The organism is Streptomyces sp. NPDC043738 (genome assembly GCF_056436545.1).
Genome location: NZ_JBWKCJ010000028.1, coordinates 68679 through 83784 on the forward strand (window position 1 = coordinate 68679; position 15106 = coordinate 83784).

General features: G+C 76.1%; 13 protein-coding genes, 1 pseudogene and 1 riboswitch. Of the genes and pseudogenes, 10 read left to right on the top strand and 4 right to left on the bottom strand.

All coding sequences use genetic code 11. The features are described from left to right. Positions 1–2: 2 nt before the first annotated feature. The gene (locus AC0680_RS29710) at positions 3–440 is read right to left on the bottom strand and encodes a hypothetical protein (protein ID WP_478634739.1); all 438 of its coding nucleotides are present in this window, start codon (positions 438–440) and stop codon (positions 3–5) included. Between the two features lie 204 nt (positions 441–644). After that, positions 645–793: riboswitch (cobalamin riboswitch) on the top strand. A gap of 129 nt (positions 794–922) precedes the next feature. On the opposite strand from AC0680_RS29710, the gene AC0680_RS29715 reads away from it, so the two are divergent. The 9 genes and pseudogenes from AC0680_RS29715 (at position 923) to cobC (ending at position 10864) form a co-directional block, all read left to right on the top strand. Continuing rightward, on the top strand, positions 923–1909 hold the full coding sequence (locus AC0680_RS29715; protein ID WP_478634741.1) for a cobalamin biosynthesis protein: 987 nt from the start codon (positions 923–925) through the stop codon (positions 1907–1909). After that, positions 1906–3468 carry a cobyric acid synthase gene (locus tag AC0680_RS29720; RefSeq protein ID WP_478634744.1) on the top strand — a complete coding sequence of 521 codons (1563 nt, stop codon included), beginning with the start codon at positions 1906–1908 and terminating at the stop codon, positions 3466–3468. The genes AC0680_RS29715 and AC0680_RS29720 overlap by 4 nt, the downstream gene beginning before the upstream one ends. 49 nt (positions 3469–3517) lie before the next feature. Further along, entirely contained in the window at positions 3518–5641 is a 2124-nt protein-coding gene (locus AC0680_RS29725) for a putative cobaltochelatase (RefSeq protein ID WP_478634746.1), read from the top strand. Further along, a complete protein-coding gene (cobO, locus tag AC0680_RS29730; RefSeq protein WP_384442647.1) occupies positions 5641–6237 on the top strand; it encodes a cob(I)yrinic acid a,c-diamide adenosyltransferase in 597 nt (198 codons plus the stop codon). Before AC0680_RS29725 ends, cobO begins: the two co-directional genes overlap by 1 nt. A 7-nt stretch (positions 6238–6244) precedes the next feature. Continuing rightward, positions 6245–7651: a cobyrinate a,c-diamide synthase gene (locus tag AC0680_RS29735; protein WP_478634751.1), complete on the top strand. Its 1407-nt coding sequence runs from the start codon at positions 6245–6247 to the stop codon at positions 7649–7651. Then, positions 7648–8319 carry a VOC family protein gene (locus AC0680_RS29740; RefSeq protein WP_478634754.1) on the top strand — a complete coding sequence of 224 codons (672 nt, stop codon included), beginning with the start codon at positions 7648–7650 and terminating at the stop codon, positions 8317–8319. Before AC0680_RS29735 ends, AC0680_RS29740 begins: the two co-directional genes overlap by 4 nt. After that, positions 8316–8723: pseudogene (locus AC0680_RS29745) on the top strand (cobalamin biosynthesis protein); the annotation flags it as partial. The gene AC0680_RS29740 and the pseudogene AC0680_RS29745, both read left to right, overlap by 4 nt. A 195-nt stretch (positions 8724–8918) precedes the next feature. Next, the gene (locus AC0680_RS29750) at positions 8919–9764 is read left to right on the top strand and encodes a sirohydrochlorin chelatase (protein ID WP_478634835.1); all 846 of its coding nucleotides are present in this window, start codon (positions 8919–8921) and stop codon (positions 9762–9764) included. A 2-nt stretch (positions 9765–9766) separates the two neighbouring features. Beyond that, entirely contained in the window at positions 9767–10864 is a 1098-nt protein-coding gene (gene cobC / locus AC0680_RS29755; RefSeq protein ID WP_478634757.1) for an Rv2231c family pyridoxal phosphate-dependent protein CobC, read from the top strand. On the opposite strand, the gene AC0680_RS29760 is transcribed toward cobC, so the two are convergent. Then, positions 10861–11778 (bottom strand): LysR family transcriptional regulator, encoded by a 918-nt coding sequence (locus AC0680_RS29760; RefSeq protein ID WP_478634760.1) that lies wholly within the window; start codon positions 11776–11778, stop codon positions 10861–10863. The two genes, cobC and AC0680_RS29760, sit on opposite strands and share 4 nt — an antisense overlap. Before the next feature lie 69 nt (positions 11779–11847). Between AC0680_RS29760 and AC0680_RS29765 the strand changes: the two genes are divergently transcribed. Continuing rightward, positions 11848–12312, top strand: a complete 465-nt coding sequence (locus AC0680_RS29765; RefSeq protein ID WP_478634762.1) for a tautomerase family protein — start codon at positions 11848–11850, stop codon at positions 12310–12312. Between the two features lie 129 nt (positions 12313–12441). On the opposite strand, the gene AC0680_RS29770 is transcribed toward AC0680_RS29765, so the two are convergent. Both AC0680_RS29770 and AC0680_RS29775 read right to left on the bottom strand, forming a co-directional pair. Next, a complete protein-coding gene (locus tag AC0680_RS29770) occupies positions 12442–13428 on the bottom strand; it encodes an SCO1860 family LAETG-anchored protein (RefSeq protein ID WP_478634837.1) in 987 nt (328 codons plus the stop codon). 396 nt (positions 13429–13824) lie between these two features. Next, the gene (locus tag AC0680_RS29775) at positions 13825–14916 is read right to left on the bottom strand and encodes an amidohydrolase family protein (RefSeq protein WP_478634839.1); all 1092 of its coding nucleotides are present in this window, start codon (positions 14914–14916) and stop codon (positions 13825–13827) included. Positions 14917–15106 lie beyond the last annotated feature (190 nt).

Genomic DNA, 15106 nt, shown 5'->3' on the forward strand with positions numbered 1-15106 from the left:
GGTCAGCCCTCGCCGGTGCCGCCCCCGCGCGTCGGTCCGCCCGGATCGGGGCGTTCGGTGTCGCCGACCGCCTGCAGCTCACCGCCCGTGCCGGCGTCGACGGCGGGCGCCTCGCCCTCGGCCCGCTCCTCCTTGCGGCGCCGCAGCCACTCGCGCAGGGCGATGCCCAGCCCCTTGGTGACCTCGGCGGCGACCGCGCCGACGATCACCAGGATCAGGTCGTCCACTCCCACGGCCATGTCGCCCGGTCCGGCCGGGTCGGCACCGCCGGTGCCGGCCGCTTCGTGGGCGGGGCGCGGCCGCTGCTCCCAGGCGTGTTCCCGGCGGCTCAGCCACGGTTCGCGCTCCAGCCACACCTGGAGGTCGTCGATGTCCTGCTGCGGATTGTTCGTCCCCGTGATCCTGATGCGGATCTCGTGATGACCGGCGCTCTCCGGCATCCCCCAGCCCCCTTCCGGCGGCCCCTTCGCCACCGTGCAACTGATAGTGACGTGGGATCAGGGGCACAGGCAACCGTCTGTGACGCGGCCGCCACCCTGTGGCGTGTGCCACAGCGCGTGCCACGGGGCAGCGTCGCAGGTCAAGGGTGAGTTGACGGGCCTTCGCAGGGCGTGGTGGACTGCCGGAGCCAATCGGCGACAGATGAGGAAGTCCGGTGAGAATCCGGCGCGGTCCCGCCACTGTCACCGGGGAGCGTTCCTCCAGCGAAGGCCACGGTCCGCCTCGCGTACGCCTGACGGCGTACCAGGACTGGAAGGCCGGGGGCCACGCCGATCCGGGAGCCAGGAGACTCCTGTCGCCGTCACGTCGAGCCAGGGCGCGGACCCTGAGTGAGGACATACCGCCATGCCCGGCCGCCCTTCGAGAGCACCACTGCACGGCCCCGCAGGGCCCCTTCGAGGCCTGACGGCGGCCTGACCCGATGCGCGGCGAACACGCGGGATACGCGTGCGGCGCGGCCCTGGGCTTTCTCGCCGACCTGATCGCGGCGGATCCGCGGCGCGGCCATCCGGTGGCCGCGTTCGGCCGGGCCGCGGGCGCCGTGGAGCGCCGGCTGTGGCGCGACCACCGCGGGTACGGCGCGGCACATGCCGTGCTGTGCGCGGGCGGTGCGGCCGCCGGGGCCGCCCTGCTGCGGCGCGCCGCGGGACGCTCCCGCGGGGCCCGCGTCGCGCTGACCGCGGCGACGGTCTGGGCCGTGCTGGGCGGCACCTCGCTGGGCCGGGAGGCACGGGCCGTCGGCGGGGCGCTCACGGCGGGCGACCTGGACGTGGCCCGGGAGCGGCTGCCGCATCTGTGCGGGCGTGATCCGCAGGCGCTGGACGGGCCTCAGTTGGCCCGCGCGGTGGTGGAGTCGGTCGCCGAGAACACCTCGGACGCGGTGGTGGGTGCCCTGGTGTGGGGCGCGCTCGGCGGGGTGCCCGGCCTGGTGGCGTTCCGTGCGGTGAACACGCTGGACGCGATGGTGGGTCACAAGTCGCCGCGCTACCGCCGCTTCGGCTGGGCCTCGGCCCGGCTCGACGACCTCGCCGGCTGGCCCGGCTCCCGGCTGACCGCCACCCTGGCCGTGCTCGCCGGCCCCGACCGGCGCGGCGCGCTGCGGGCCTGGCGGGCCGACGGCGGGGCGCACCCGAGCCCCAACGCGGGCCCGGTGGAGGCGTCGTTCGCGGGTGCGCTGGGCGTACGGCTGGGCGGCACGCTGGCGTACGGCGGGCGGGTCGAGCACCGCCCGGTGCTCAACGGCGGGGCGCGGCCGGTCGCGGCCGGCGACATCGAGCGGGCGGTACGGCTGTCGCGGAAGGTGAGCGCGCTGGCGCTGGCGACGACGGTGGCAGGACGGCTGGTGGCGGGCGCGGTGCGGCACAGGAGCGCGGCGGCGCGCCGCGGGAGCGGGAGGAAGAGCCGGTGAACGGGCGGAGCAAGGCGTCCGGCGGGACCGTCGGCGGGGGCCTGTTGGTGGCCGGTACGACGTCGGACGCCGGCAAGAGCGTGGTGACGGCGGGAATCTGCCGCTGGCTGGTACGGCAGGGCGTGCGCGTGGCGCCCTTCAAGGCGCAGAACATGTCGCTGAACTCGTTCGTCACGCGCGAGGGCGCGGAGATCGGCCGGGCCCAGGCGATGCAGGCCGCCGCGGCGCGGGTGGAGCCGACCGCGCTGATGAACCCCGTGCTGCTCAAGCCGGGCGGCGACCGCAGCAGCCAGGTGGTGCTGCTGGGCAAGCCGGTCGGTGAGCTCAGTGCCCGTGGCTACCACGCGGGCCGGCAGGAGCAGTTGCTCGGCACGGTGACCGACTGCCTGGCCGAGCTGCGGCGTACCCATGACGCGGTGATCTGCGAGGGCGCCGGCAGCCCCGCCGAGATCAACCTGCGGCGCACCGACATCGTCAACATGGGCATCGCCCGGGCCGCCCGGATACCGGTCGTCGTGGTCGGCGACATCGACCGCGGCGGGGTGTTCGCGTCCTTCTTCGGCACCACCGCGCTGCTGTCGAAGGAGGACCAGGCGCTGGTGGCGGGGTACCTCGTCAACAAGTTCCGGGGCGATGTGACGCTGTTGGAGCCCGGCCTGGAGATGATGCGGCGCCTGAGCGGGCGGCCGACGCTGGGCGTGCTGCCCTTCGCGCACGGGCTGGGCATCGACGAGGAGGACGGCCTGCGGGTGTCTCTGCGCGGCACGGTGCGCGAAAGCGTGGTGGCGCCGCCGCACGGCGCCGATGTGCTGCGGGTCGCGGTCGCCGCCGTACCGCTGATGTCGAACTTCACGGACGTGGACGCGCTGGCCGCCGAACCGGGCGTGGTGGTGCGGTTCGTGGACCGGGCCGAGGAGCTGGCCGACGCGGATCTGGTGGTGCTGCCGGGGACCCGGGGCACGGTGCGGGCGCTTGCGTGGCTGCGCGAGCGCGGCCTGGCGGACGCGATCGCCCGCCGGGCCGCCGAGGGCCGCCCGGTGCTGGGCGTCTGTGGCGGCTTCCAGATGCTGGGCGAGCGCATCGAGGACGAGGTCGAGTCGAAGGCGGGCACGGTCGAGGGGCTGGGGCTGCTGCCCGTACGGGTGCGGTTCGCGGCGGAGAAGACCCTCGCGCGGCCGGCCGGGCGGGCGCTGGGCGAGCCGGTGGAGGGGTACGAGATCCACCACGGCGTCGCCGAAGTGACCGGCGGCGAGGCGTTCTTCTCCGATGACGAAGGGCACGGCCTGGACGGCTGCCGGGTCGGCTCCGTGTGGGGCACGCACTGGCACGGCTCGCTGGAGAGCGACGGCTTCCGCCGGGCGTTCCTGCGGCGGGTGGCGGCCGACGCGGGGCGGGCCTTCGTGCCGGCCCCCGACACCCGCTTCGCCGCGCTGCGCGAGGAGCAGCTGGACCGGCTGGGCGATCTGATCGAGGAGCACGCGGACACGGACGCGCTGTGGCGGCTGATCGAGGAAGGGGTGCCGGAGGGGCTGCCGTTCGTGCCTCCGGGGGCGCCATGAGGGGTACGCATGGGACGGATCGGGCCGGCGACGTGGAGGATGACAAGGCATGACAACGGTGCACAACACGACCCCGCAGTACCCCTTCACCGCGGTCGTCGGGATGGACGATCTGCGGCTGGCGCTGCTGCTCAACGCGGTGAGCCCCGCGGTCGGCGGGGTGCTGGTGCGCGGCGAGAAGGGCACCGCCAAGTCCACCGCGGTGCGCGCGCTGTCGGCCCTGATGCCGGCCGTCGACGTGGTCGGCGGCTGCCGCTTCGCCTGCGCGCCCACCGCACCCGACCCCGGCTGCCCTGACGGGCCGCACGAGCCGGGCGCCGTCGAGCAGCGCCCGACGCGCATGGTCGAGCTGCCCGTCGGCGCCTCCGAGGACCGGCTGGTCGGCGCGCTGGACATCGAACGGGCCCTGTCGGAGGGTGTGAAGGCCTTCGAGCCGGGACTGCTGGCGGACGCGCACCGCGGCATCCTGTACGTCGACGAGGTCAACCTCCTCCACGACCACCTGGTGGACCTGCTGCTGGACGCCGCCGCCATGGGCGCCTCCTACGTCGAGCGTGAGGGCGTCTCGGTACGGCACGCGGCCCGCTTCCTGCTCGTGGGCACCATGAACCCCGAAGAGGGCGAGCTGCGGCCGCAGTTGCTGGACCGGTTCGGGCTCACGGTCGAGGTCGCGGCCTCGCGCGAGCCGGAGCAGCGGGTGGAGGTGGTCCGCCGGCGGCTGGCGTACGACGCGGACCCGGCCGGCTTCGCGGCGCGCTGGGCGGCCGAGGAGGACGGGTTGCGCGCGCGCATCGCCGCCGCCCGGGAGCTGCTGGCGCACGTGGTGCTGGGGGACGCGGCGCTCCGCCAGATCGCGGCGACCTGTGCCGCCTTCGAGGTGGACGGGATGCGCGCGGACATCGTGATGGCGCGCACCGCCACGGCCCTGGCCGCCTGGGCGGGGCGCACGGACGTCCAGGAGGAGGACGTCCGGCAGGCGGCGCTGCTGGCGCTGCCGCACCGCCGGCGCCGCAATCCGTTCGACGCCCCCGGCCTGGACGAGGACAAGCTCGACCGGACGCTGGAGGAGTTCGGCGGGGCGGACGAGGGCGCCGACGGCGAGGACGACCCGGAGCCGGACGGTCCGGACGGCGGCCCCGACGGGGGCGGTCCGGGCGGTGCGCCGCCGCCTCAGGAGGGCGGGCCGCAGGAGTCGGCGCAGCAGCCGGAGGCCGAACTGCCGCACCAGCAGGAGCGCCAGGCCCCGCAGGCCCCCGAGTCCCCTCAGGCGCCCGAGACATCAGAGCCCGAGCCCCGGCCTCAGGCGGGCGCGGCCGGTGAGAAGCCGGCCGTCAGGGCCGCCGAGCCGTTCCGGACGCGCCGGCTGGACGTACCGGGCCTGGGCGAGGGCGCCGACGGCCGCCGCTCCCGTGCCCGTACCGCGCACGGCCGGACGACCGGGGCCCGCCGCCCCCGGGGCGCCCTGGGCAAGCTGCACCTGGCCGCGACCGTGCAGGCCGCGGCGCCGCATCAGCACGCGCGCGGGCGGCGGGGCAGCGGCCTGGTCGTGCGCAGGGACGATCTGCGCGAGGCGGTGCGCGAGGGCCGCGAGGGCAATCTCGTGCTGTTCGTCGTGGACGCGTCCGGTTCGATGGCGGCGCGCAAGCGGATGAGCGCGGTCAAGGGCGCGGTGCTCTCGCTGCTGCTGGACGCCTACCAGCGGCGCGACAAGATCGGCATGATCACCTTCCGGGGCGCCGGCGCCGAGCTGGCGCTGCCCCCGACGTCGTCGGTCGAGGCGGGCGCCGCGCGCCTGGAGCAGCTGCCGACGGGCGGCCGGACGCCGCTGTCGGAGGGTCTGCTGCGGGCCCACGAGGTACTGCGGGTGGAGCGGATGCGGGACGCCTCGCGCCGCCCCCTGCTGGTGGTCGTCACCGACGGGCGGGCGACCGGCGGCCCCGAGCCGGTCGCGCGGGCCGCTCGTGCCGCCCGGCTGCTGGCCGCCGAGGGCACCGCCTCGGTGGTCGTGGACTGCGAGGCGGGCCCGGTGCGGCTGGGGCTCGCGGGCGAACTGGCCCGGGAGCTGCAGGGCACGGCCGTCACCCTCGACGAGCTGCGCGCGGACAGCGTCTCCGCGCTCGTACGGACCGTGCGGGGCAACAGGACCGATCACGCCAACAGGAAGGCCGCGTAATGCCGCAGGGACAGCCGTCCGTCGTACCGAACGACGGGCTCACCACCCGCCAGCGCCGCAACCGCCCGCTGGTCTTCGTCCACACCGGCCAGGGCAAGGGCAAGTCCACCGCCGCCTTCGGGCTGGCGCTGCGCGCCTGGAACCAGGGCTGGCCGGTCGGGGTGTTCCAGTTCGTGAAGTCGGCGAAGTGGAAGGTCGGCGAGGAGCGGGCGCTGAAGGTGCTCGGCGACTCCGGCGAGGGCGGCACCGTCGCCTGGCACAAGATGGGCGAGGGCTGGTCCTGGGTGCAGCGCGACATCGCCTCCAGTGAGGACGCGGCGCGCGAGGGCTGGGAGCAGGTCAAGCGGGACCTCGCCGCGGAGACCTACAAGCTGCTGGTGCTCGACGAGTTCGCCTACCCGCTGAAGTGGGGCTGGATCGACACCGAGGAGGTGGTGTCGGTGCTGCGCGACCGCCCCGGTACGCAGCATGTCGTCATCACCGGGCGCGGCGCCCCCCAGCCCCTGCTGGACTTCGCCGACCTGGTGACGGACATGACGAAGGTCAAGCACCCCATGGACGCGGGGCAGAAGGGCCAGCGGGGCATCGAATGGTGAGCCGGGCATGAGCAACGGGTCGATTCCGCGGCTGGTAATCGCCGCGCCGTCGTCGGGCGCGGGCAAGACGACGGTGGCCACCGGCCTGATGGCGGCGTTCGCCGAGGCCGGGCTCACGGTGTCGCCGCACAAGGTGGGTCCCGACTACATCGACCCCGGCTACCACTCCCTGGCGACCGGCCGCCCCGGCCGCAATCTGGACGCCTACCTGTGCGGCCCGGACCGGATCGCGCCGCTGTTCCTGCACGGCGCGGCGGGCGCCGATCTCGCGCTCGTCGAGGGCGTGATGGGGCTGTTCGACGGGGCGTCGGGGATGGGCGAGCTGTCGTCCACGGCGCAGGTCGCCAAGCTGCTGCGGGCGCCGGTGGTGCTGGTGGTGGACGCGTCCTCGCAGTCGAGGTCGGTGGCCGCGCTGGTGCACGGCTTCGCGTCGTGGGACCCGGAGGTGCGGCTGGCCGGGGTGATCCTCAACAAGGTCGGCTCGGACCGCCACGAGGAGCTGCTGCGCGAGGCGATGGACTCCTCCGGGGTGCCGGTGCTGGGCGCGCTGCGCCGCGACGGGCGGGCCGGTACGCCGTCGCGCCATCTGGGGCTGGTGCCGGTCGCCGAACGGCGGGCCGAGGCACTTCAGTCGGTGCGCGAACTGGCCGCACGGGTGCGCGCGGGCTGCGACCTCGATGCGCTGCTGGCGCTGGCCCGTACGGTGCCGGAGCTGCCGGACGCGCCGTGGGATCCGGCGGCGGAGGTGGCGGCGACGGGCACCGGGACGGCGGGCGGCGCCGCGAAGACGCCGCTGATCGCCGTCGCCGGCGGCGCCGCGTTCACCTTCTCGTACGCCGAGCACGCCGAGCTGCTGGCCGCCGCGGGCGCCGAGGTGGCTCCCTTCGACCCGCTGCGGGACGAGCAACTGCCGCCCGGCACCGACGGGTTGGTGATCGGCGGCGGCTTCCCCGAGGTGTATGCGCCGGATCTGTCGGCGAACGCCCCGCTGCGCGCCGCGGTGGCCGAACTGGCCGCCTCCGGGGCGCCGGTGTCCGCCGAGTGCGCCGGGCTGCTGTACCTCTCCCGCGCGATCGACGGGAAGCCGATGTGCGGGGTGCTGCCCGCCGAGGCCCGGATGACCGAGCGGCTCACCCTCGGCTACCGGGAGGCGGTGGCGCTGCGGGACAACGCGCTGGCCGCGGCCGGGACGCGGGTGCGCGGCCATGAGTTCCACCGTACGGTCCTGGAGCCGGGCGCGGGTGCGGAGCCGGCGTGGGGGCTGACCCACCCCGAGCGGCGCGTGGAGGGCTTTGTGACCGGTGGGGTGCATGCGTCGTATCTGCATGTGCACTGGGCGGCGGAGCCGTCGCTGGCCGGACGGCTGGCGACGAGCGCGGCGCGGGGCGCGGCGGCGTACGGGGCCGTGCGGTGAGGGGCGCCGCCGCGGCCGGTGCGCCCGCCGTCCTCGACCACCTCGTCTACGCCACGCCCGACCTGGAGGGCACCGTCGCCGAGGTCGCGGAGCTGACCGGTGTGCGTCCGGTGCGCGGCGGCAGCCATCCGGGCCGGGGCACCCGCAACCATCTGCTGGACCTGGGGGGCGGGGCGTACTTCGAGATCGTCGGGCCCGACCCGGAGCAGCCGGCGCCGGCCGGGCCGCGATGGTTCGGCATCGACGCGCTGACCGGACCGCGGCTGGTCACCTGGGCGGTGCGGGTCACCGGGATCGCCGACCGGGTCGCCGAGGCCCGGGCCCGCGGTGCGGACCCGGGCGATCCGGCGGCGATGGCCCGGCGGACCCCCGAAGGCGGCCGGATCGCCTGGCAGCTGACGCCTCCGGAGCGGGCCCGGGGCCTGTCGCCCTTCCTGCTCGACTGGGGCGAGGCCCCGCATCCGTCCGGCAGCGGACTGCCGCGGGTCCCGCTGGTCTCGCTGCGCGCCACGCACCCCGACCCCGGGGCGGCCCGGAACGCGCTGGCGGCGCTCGGCGTCCGGTGGCCGGGTGAGCCGATCGCGGCCGGCCCCGCCGCGCAGCTCACCGCGGTCCTGGAGGGCCCGCACGGGCTGGTGGCCTTCGGCCGGGGGGCCGGCGCGCCATGAGCCGCCGGGCGGCCGACCGCGCCGGCGGGCCCGGTGCGCCCCTGATCGCCGGTGTGGGCGCGAGCCGCGGCGTCCCGGTCGGCGAGGTGCTGGACCTGATCACGGCCGCACGGGCGGCGGCGGGACTGGCGGACCGGCCGGTCGCGGCGCTGGCGACGGTGGCCGCCAAGGCCGCCGAGCCGGGGCTGGCCGGGGCCGCGCGCCGCCTCGGCGTGCCGCTGCTGTCGTTCCCGGCGGCGGCGCTGGCGGCCGTACGGGTACCGGATCCGTCGCCGGCCGCGGCCGCCGCCGTCGGCACGCCGAGCGTGGCCGAGGCGGCCGCGCTGCTGGCCGCGGGGCCGGGCGCCGAACTGGTGGCGGGCAAGCGGAAGTCGGCGCCGCCCGGCCGGCCGGCCCGTGCCACCTGCGCGCTCGCGGCGCCGGCAGTAACGGAGAACGGTGTGCTTACCGCTGGTAGGGAGGGAGCGGCCACCGCTCCGATCACGGGTGCCGATATCGTCATGACCTCCCTCAACCCGCCCCGCCGTGGCCCGGGCCGGCGGACGGGGGTCATCGGCGACGAAGCACCCACGGCGCAACACCGGCACCAAGGAGACTCAGTGACCACCCCTCCCGCACTGCTCATCGCCGGTCACGGCACCCGTGACGAGGACGGGGCCGAGGCCCTCCGCGCCCTGGTGCACCAGCTCGCCGCGCGCCACCCCGACGTGCTCGTCGCCGGCGGGTTCTTCGGTCTGCCGGGTGCGCCGATGCCGCTGGACGACGCCGTCGACGAGCTGGCCGAGCGGGGCGCGGCCCGCGTCGCCGCCGTACCGCTGCTGCTGACCCCGACCGGGCCGGGCGGTCCGACGCTGCCCGAGGCACTGGAGCGGGCGGCCCTGCGCCACCCGGGACTCGGCTTCGCCTGCAGCGCCGAGCCGGGCCCGCACCCCCGGCTGCTGCAGGCGCTGGAGCAGCGGCTGGACGACGCGTTGGGCAGCGGCGCCCGCCGGCCCCAGGACCGGGCCCGTACGACGGTGCTCCTGGTGGGGCGCGGGGCGAGCGATCCCTACGCCAACGCCGAGGTCGCACGGGCCGCGCGGCTGCTGTGGGAGGGGCGCGGCTTCGCGGGCGTGGAGACCGCGTTCGTCACGCAGGCGGCGCCCGATGTGCCGATGGGTCTGGACCGGTGCCGGGCGCTGGCCGCGGCCGCCCCTGCAGCGGACGGCCCGAACCGGATCGTGGTCCTGCCGTACTTCTTCTTCCCCGGCGGCCTGTTCGAGCGGCTGTGCATGCAGACCGAGGGCTGGGCCGCGGCGCACCCCAACACCGAGGTGTACGGCGCGCAGGCGATCGGCACCGGCGCCGAGGTGGCCGAGGTGGTCATGGAGCGCTACCGCGAGACGGTGGCGGGCGGTGCGGCGTGGCCGTCCGCCGCGGTGGCGGCGCGCGCCGGGGAACGGTGAGCATGCCCGCTTCCACCGAGTCGGTACGGCTGCGGGGGCCCGGCACCGACGTCCCGTCCCCCGAGCCCGATCTGCGCCATCACGGCGACGCCGAGGTGCGGGGCGCGGACGCCGGGCTGACGGATCTGGCGGTCAACGTCCGCACCGGTACTCCCCCGGCCTGGCTGAAGGACCGCATCGCCGCGTCCCTGGACGGTCTCGCCGCGTACCCGGACGGGCGGCCGGCCCGCCGCGCGGTCGCCGCACGGCACGGGCTGCCCGCCGAGCGGGTGCTGCTGACCTCGGGCGCCGCGGAGGCGTTCGTCCTGATCGCGCGGGCCCTGCCGGCCCGTCGGCCGGTGGTGGTGCATCCGCAGTTCACCGAGCCGGAGGCGGCGCTGCGGGACGCCGGGCACGACGTCGGGCGGGTGCTGCTCGACGAGCGGGACGGCTTCCGGCTGGATCCGGAGGCGGTGCCGCGGGACGCGGATCTGGTCGTCGTCGGCAACCCCACCAATCCGACGTCCGTACTGCACCCCGCGGCGGTGCTGGCGCGGCTGGCGCGGCCGGGCCGGACGCTGGTGGTGGACGAGGCGTTCATGGACGCGGTGCCCGGCGAGCGGGAGTCGCTGGCCGCGCGCACGGATCTGCCCGGGCTGGTGGTGCTGCGCAGTCTCACCAAGACCTGGGGGCTGGCGGGGCTGCGGATCGGCTATGTGCTGGCCGCCCCGGACACCGTCGCCGTCCTGGAGCGGGCGCAGCCGCTGTGGCCGGTCTCCAGCCCGGCGCTGGCCGCCGCCGAGGCGTGCTGCGCGCCCGGGGCGCTGGCGGAGGCCGCCGCGGCGGCCGAGGAGATCGCCGCGGACCGGGCCCATCTGCTGGCCCGGCTGGGCGAGTTCGGGCAGATCCGGGTGGCCGGTCCGGCGGCGGGCCCGTTCCTGCTGATCCGGCTGCCGGGGGCGGCGGAGGTACGGACCGGGCTGCGCGAACGCGGCTTCGCGGTGCGCCGGGGCGACACCTTCCCCGGGCTGGGCCCGGACTGGCTGCGGCTGGCGGTACGGGACCGCGCGACGACGGACCGCTTCGCCGCGGCGCTGGCGGAGGTCCTCGGGCGGCTCTAAGGCGCTTGCCGTGCCGGCTCCTGCGCCGGCCCCGGCGGCACGGAGGTGATCCGGGCCAGATGTCCGGCGGCCGACTCCGCCAGGGTGCGCACCGCCGGGTGCCAGGGACGGGACTGCGGTCCGGTCAGCACCAGCCGGCGCGAGGTCTGCGGCTCCAGCGGGAGCAGCACCAGATCCGGGGGGATCAGCGAGCGGGAGACCTCGGACAGCACGGTCACGCCGATACCGGCCTGCACCATGCTGATCAGGGTCGCCAGGTCCCGTACCCGGTGCGCGGGGGTGAAGCGCAGCCCGGCCAGGCTGTGGATCGTGCGGATGCGGGCCTCACAGCCGTTGGGCGAGATCAGGAACTGGTCGTCCTCCAGGTCGCGGATGTCGACGGCCGGCTCGTCCGCCAGGGGGTGGTCGCGCGGCAGCAGGGCACGGTAGCCGTCCATGGCGAGCTGGATGCCGGGGCCGGGCGGAGGGTCGATCAGCACGGCGGCGTCGGCGGTCCCCTCCTCCAGCCAGGTCGCCACTTCGGCGCTGTCCCCCTCGAAGACCCGCACCGTGATCCGCGGCTGGTCCTCGCGCCAGTGCCGCAGCAGGCCGGGGACCAGCCCCTGGCAGACCGTCGGTGTGGAGGCCAGCCGCACCGTGCCGGTCATGGTCTCGCCGGCGTCGGCCGCGATCTGCTCCACGGACCGGGCCGCCGACAGCGCGATACGGGCGTGCGGCAGCACCCGTTCGCCGAGCGCCGTGGTCCGCACCGGGGAGGCGCGGACCAGCAGCGGGGCGGTCAGCTCGCGTTCGAGGGAGGCGACGGCGTGCGACACCGCGGACTGGCTCAGGCCCAGCTCGGCGGCGGCCGCGCTGAAGCCGCCCGCGTCGACGACGGCGAGGAAGGCCCTCAGCTGGGCGAGGTTCACGGTCATGCGGCGGCCTCATATACCTATGACATCCATGCGTTGGATCTATGGTGCCAGGTTGGCGAGGCTTGCTCCGTGCCGCCCGACCGGGCGGACGCGGACCAGCATCTGCCGAGGAGAGACATGCCGTACTTCCGGGTGACCGTCACCGACCCCGACCTGCCCACCGACGTCCGGCGCGCCGTCGCCGAGGGGCTGACCGAGCTGGCGGTCTCGGTCCTGGGCAAGTCCGCCGCGCGCACCATCGTCCACGTCGACACGGTGCCGGCCGGCAGCTACTTCGTCGCCGGCAGGCCCCTGACCGGCGGCCGCGACGCGCACGTGGAGGCGAGCCTCACCCTCGGCACGAACAGCGCCGCCCAGAAGGCCGCCTTCATCGCCCGGGCCGGTGCGCTGCTGTCGGAGCTCCTCGGCCCGCTCGCCCGGTGCGGGGTCGCCCTGCACGAACTGCACCCCGAGAGCTACGGCTATCAGGGGGTGACCCAGTTCGACCACTACCGCCGGGCCGGGGACGCACCGGCCGCCCCGGCCGCCCGCTGAGCCGCCGGCGGCCGGGCCGCACGGCAGGCGGGGTGGGCCGTCACGCACCGCCTCCGGCACATGACGGCGCACCCCGGGCCGTACCCCGCACACGGCGCCCCCACAGCACCGGCACGGGGTACGGGGCTGTCAGCCGCGGCCGCCCTGCGGTGCGGCGGCGCGGCGGCGGCGTGCGTAGACGGTCGATCCGGCGCCCGCGGCGAGCAGCAGGGCCGCGCCGCCGGCCAGGTACGGGGTGGCCGAACTGCCGCCGGTCTCCGCGAGGTTGTGGGAGTCGGCCCCGGAGCCGGTCCCGGTCACCTCGGTGCCGCCACCGGCCGGCTTGCTGCCACCGGCCGGCTTGCTGCCGCCGTCCGGCTGCGTCGGGCCGCCGCTGCCGCCGGAGCCGCCCTGCTCGGGCGGCTTGCCGTGCGGGGCGGTGCAGGTGGCCCGGGCGAGGGTGACCTTGCCGCGCACGTCGGCGACGTTCAGCTTCAACGGATTGACCGAGACGTTCAGTTCGAGCGCGGTGGCCGCGGCGCTCCGCTCCGCGACGCTCTTCTTGGACAGGTCGAGCCGCACCTCGCCGACGCCCGGCACCTTGACCTCGGTCGTGCCGCCCGCCGTGAGCGTGACCTTCTTGCCCAGGACGCGGACGTCGCCCAGCACATTGGACTCGGCGCGGGGCCGCTCGCCCGCCTCGCACACCGCCTTGGCGGTGACCTGCTGGACCTCGATCAGGGACAGCAGCGGCAGACCGGGCAACCGGACCTTGGCGTGCACCAGGTTGGCGTAGCCCTCGGACCTGCGGCGGTCGGCGGTGGCCCGTGCGGTGGCGACGTCGGCGCGCAGCACACTGAACGGCCTGCCCTTGTCGACGCCGTCAAGGTCGACGCTGAGCGCGGTCTTCTCGGCGGAGGCCGGCGCGCGCACCTCGTTCAGGGCGGCGTTCAGCGGGACGTCGGCCGCCTTGTCGAGCAGGCCGACGCTCAGCCCGGTGCGCAGCACGACCGCGCCGGCCGTGCCGCGGGTCGAGCCGTGGTCTCCGGTGGCGTGCGCGGGGGCGGCACCGAGCAGCACGGCGGGGCCGGCCGTCAGTGCGGTGGCGACGACGGTCGCGGCGAGGCGCCTGGGCATGCCGGAGAAGTAGGTGGGACTGGTGGACACGTGTGTGGAACCCCCACGAGAGAGATGGAGCCGCCGACCGCGCCAATGGGGGACATCACGCGGGCCGGCGACCTCGACCCGCACATCGTGTCCGCACCGAGGGTGAACGGGCAGCCACGCGAGGTTAGTTCATCCCAATGGGTGGTTTTCGCGCCTTCATTCGATTCCCGCGGCACGGTGCATCACCCGCGTCACAGCCGCCCCACCGACCGGGCGATCCGGGTTGACCGGCGCGATCCACCCCGTCCACCACGCCAGGCGTCACGGTTGACGGCGTCGACGCCGCGGGCGGCGCCGTGCGGCCGCGCACGGCGAGGGGCCGGACCCGTCCGGCCCCGGCCCCTCGGACCGCACACACGGGCGCCGCTAGCCGACGACCTGCCCCCGCAGCACCACCCTGCGGGGCGCCGCCAGTACCCGTACGTCCTCGCGCGGGTCGCTCTCGTAGACCACCAGGTCCGCCGGAGCGCCCTCGGTCAGGCCGGGCCGGCCGAGCCAGTCCCGCGCGCCCCAGGTGGTGGCCGACAGCGCGGCCACGGCGGGCAGACCGGCCCTGGTCAGCTCGACGACCTCGTCGGCCACCAGGCCGTGGGCGAGCGACCCCCCGGCGTCGGTGCCGGCGAACACGGGCACACCGGCGTCGTACGCGGCCCGCACGGTGTCGTAGCGGCGTGCGTGGAGGCGTCGCATGTGGTCCGCCCAGCGCGGGAACTTCGCCTCGCCGCCGTCCGCGAGCCGCGGGAAGGTGGCGATGTTGACGAGGGTGGGGACGATGGCCACGCCCCGCTCGGCGAAGAGCGGGATGGTGTCCTCGGTGAGTCCGGTGGCGTGCTCGATGCAGTCGATGCCGGCCTCGACCAGCGGCGCGAGGGTCTCCTCGGCGAAGCAGTGGGCGGTCACCCGGGCGCCGAGCCGGTGTGCCTCGGCGATGGCCGCCTCGACCGCGCCGCGGGGCCAGCACGCGGAGAGATCGCCCGTGGAGCGGTCGATCCAGTCCCCGACGAGCTTGACCCAGCCGTCGCCGCGGCGGGCCTCCTGGGCGACGTAGGCGACCAGGTCCTCGGGCTCGATCTCATGCGCGTAGTTGCGGATGTAGCGCCTGGTACGGGCGATGTGGCGGCCGGCGCGGATGATCCGGGGCAGGTCGTCGCGCTCGTCGACCCAGCGGGTGTCGGAGGGCGACCCGGCGTCGCGGATCAGCAGGGTGCCGGCGTCACGGTCGGTGAGCGCCTGCTTCTCGCTGGTCGGCGCGTCCACCGGGCCGTGCGCGTCCAGACCCACATGGCAGTGGGCGTCGACCAGGCCCGGCAGCGCCCAGCCCTCGACCGTGGTGGCATCGCGTGCCAGGGCCGGCCGGTCGAACGTCACCCGGCCGCCGACGACCCACAGCTCGTCGCGCACGTCGTCCGGCCCGACGAGGACCCTCCCCTTGAGGTGCAGCACCGCACCTTCACTCATGGACGTCATACAGGCACTTTAGGCGGCCCGACCGGGCGGTCGGGCCGGGGTGGTCGAGCCTCGGTCGAGCGGTTGTCCGGGCGGACCGGCGAGCCGCGGCCACGGGCCGGTCGACTGGTCGTCCGGGCCGCGGCGGCAGGCCCGGCCGGCCCCTTCCGCGGCGGATTCCACCCACGTTTCGCCGGACGTT

Bases quoted from the DNA above. Each gene is read 5' to 3' on its own strand.
- cobO (WP_384442647.1), top strand. From the start codon at position 5,641: ATGCCGCAGGGACAGCCGTCCGTCGTACCGAACGACGGGCTCACCACC.
- AC0680_RS29775 (WP_478634839.1), bottom strand. From the start codon at position 14,916: ATGAGTGAAGGTGCGGTGCTGCACCTCAAGGGGAGGGTCCTCGTCGGG.
- AC0680_RS29715 (WP_478634741.1), top strand. From the start codon at position 923: ATGCGCGGCGAACACGCGGGATACGCGTGCGGCGCGGCCCTGGGCTTT.
- AC0680_RS29735 (WP_478634751.1), top strand. From the start codon at position 6,245: ATGAGCAACGGGTCGATTCCGCGGCTGGTAATCGCCGCGCCGTCGTCG.
- cobC (WP_478634757.1), top strand. From the start codon at position 9,767: ATGCCCGCTTCCACCGAGTCGGTACGGCTGCGGGGGCCCGGCACCGAC.
- AC0680_RS29770 (WP_478634837.1), bottom strand. From the start codon at position 13,428: ATGCCCAGGCGCCTCGCCGCGACCGTCGTCGCCACCGCACTGACGGCC.
- AC0680_RS29725 (WP_478634746.1), top strand. From the start codon at position 3,518: ATGACAACGGTGCACAACACGACCCCGCAGTACCCCTTCACCGCGGTC.
- AC0680_RS29710 (WP_478634739.1), bottom strand. From the start codon at position 440: ATGCCGGAGAGCGCCGGTCATCACGAGATCCGCATCAGGATCACGGGG.
- AC0680_RS29760 (WP_478634760.1), bottom strand. From the start codon at position 11,778: ATGACCGTGAACCTCGCCCAGCTGAGGGCCTTCCTCGCCGTCGTCGAC.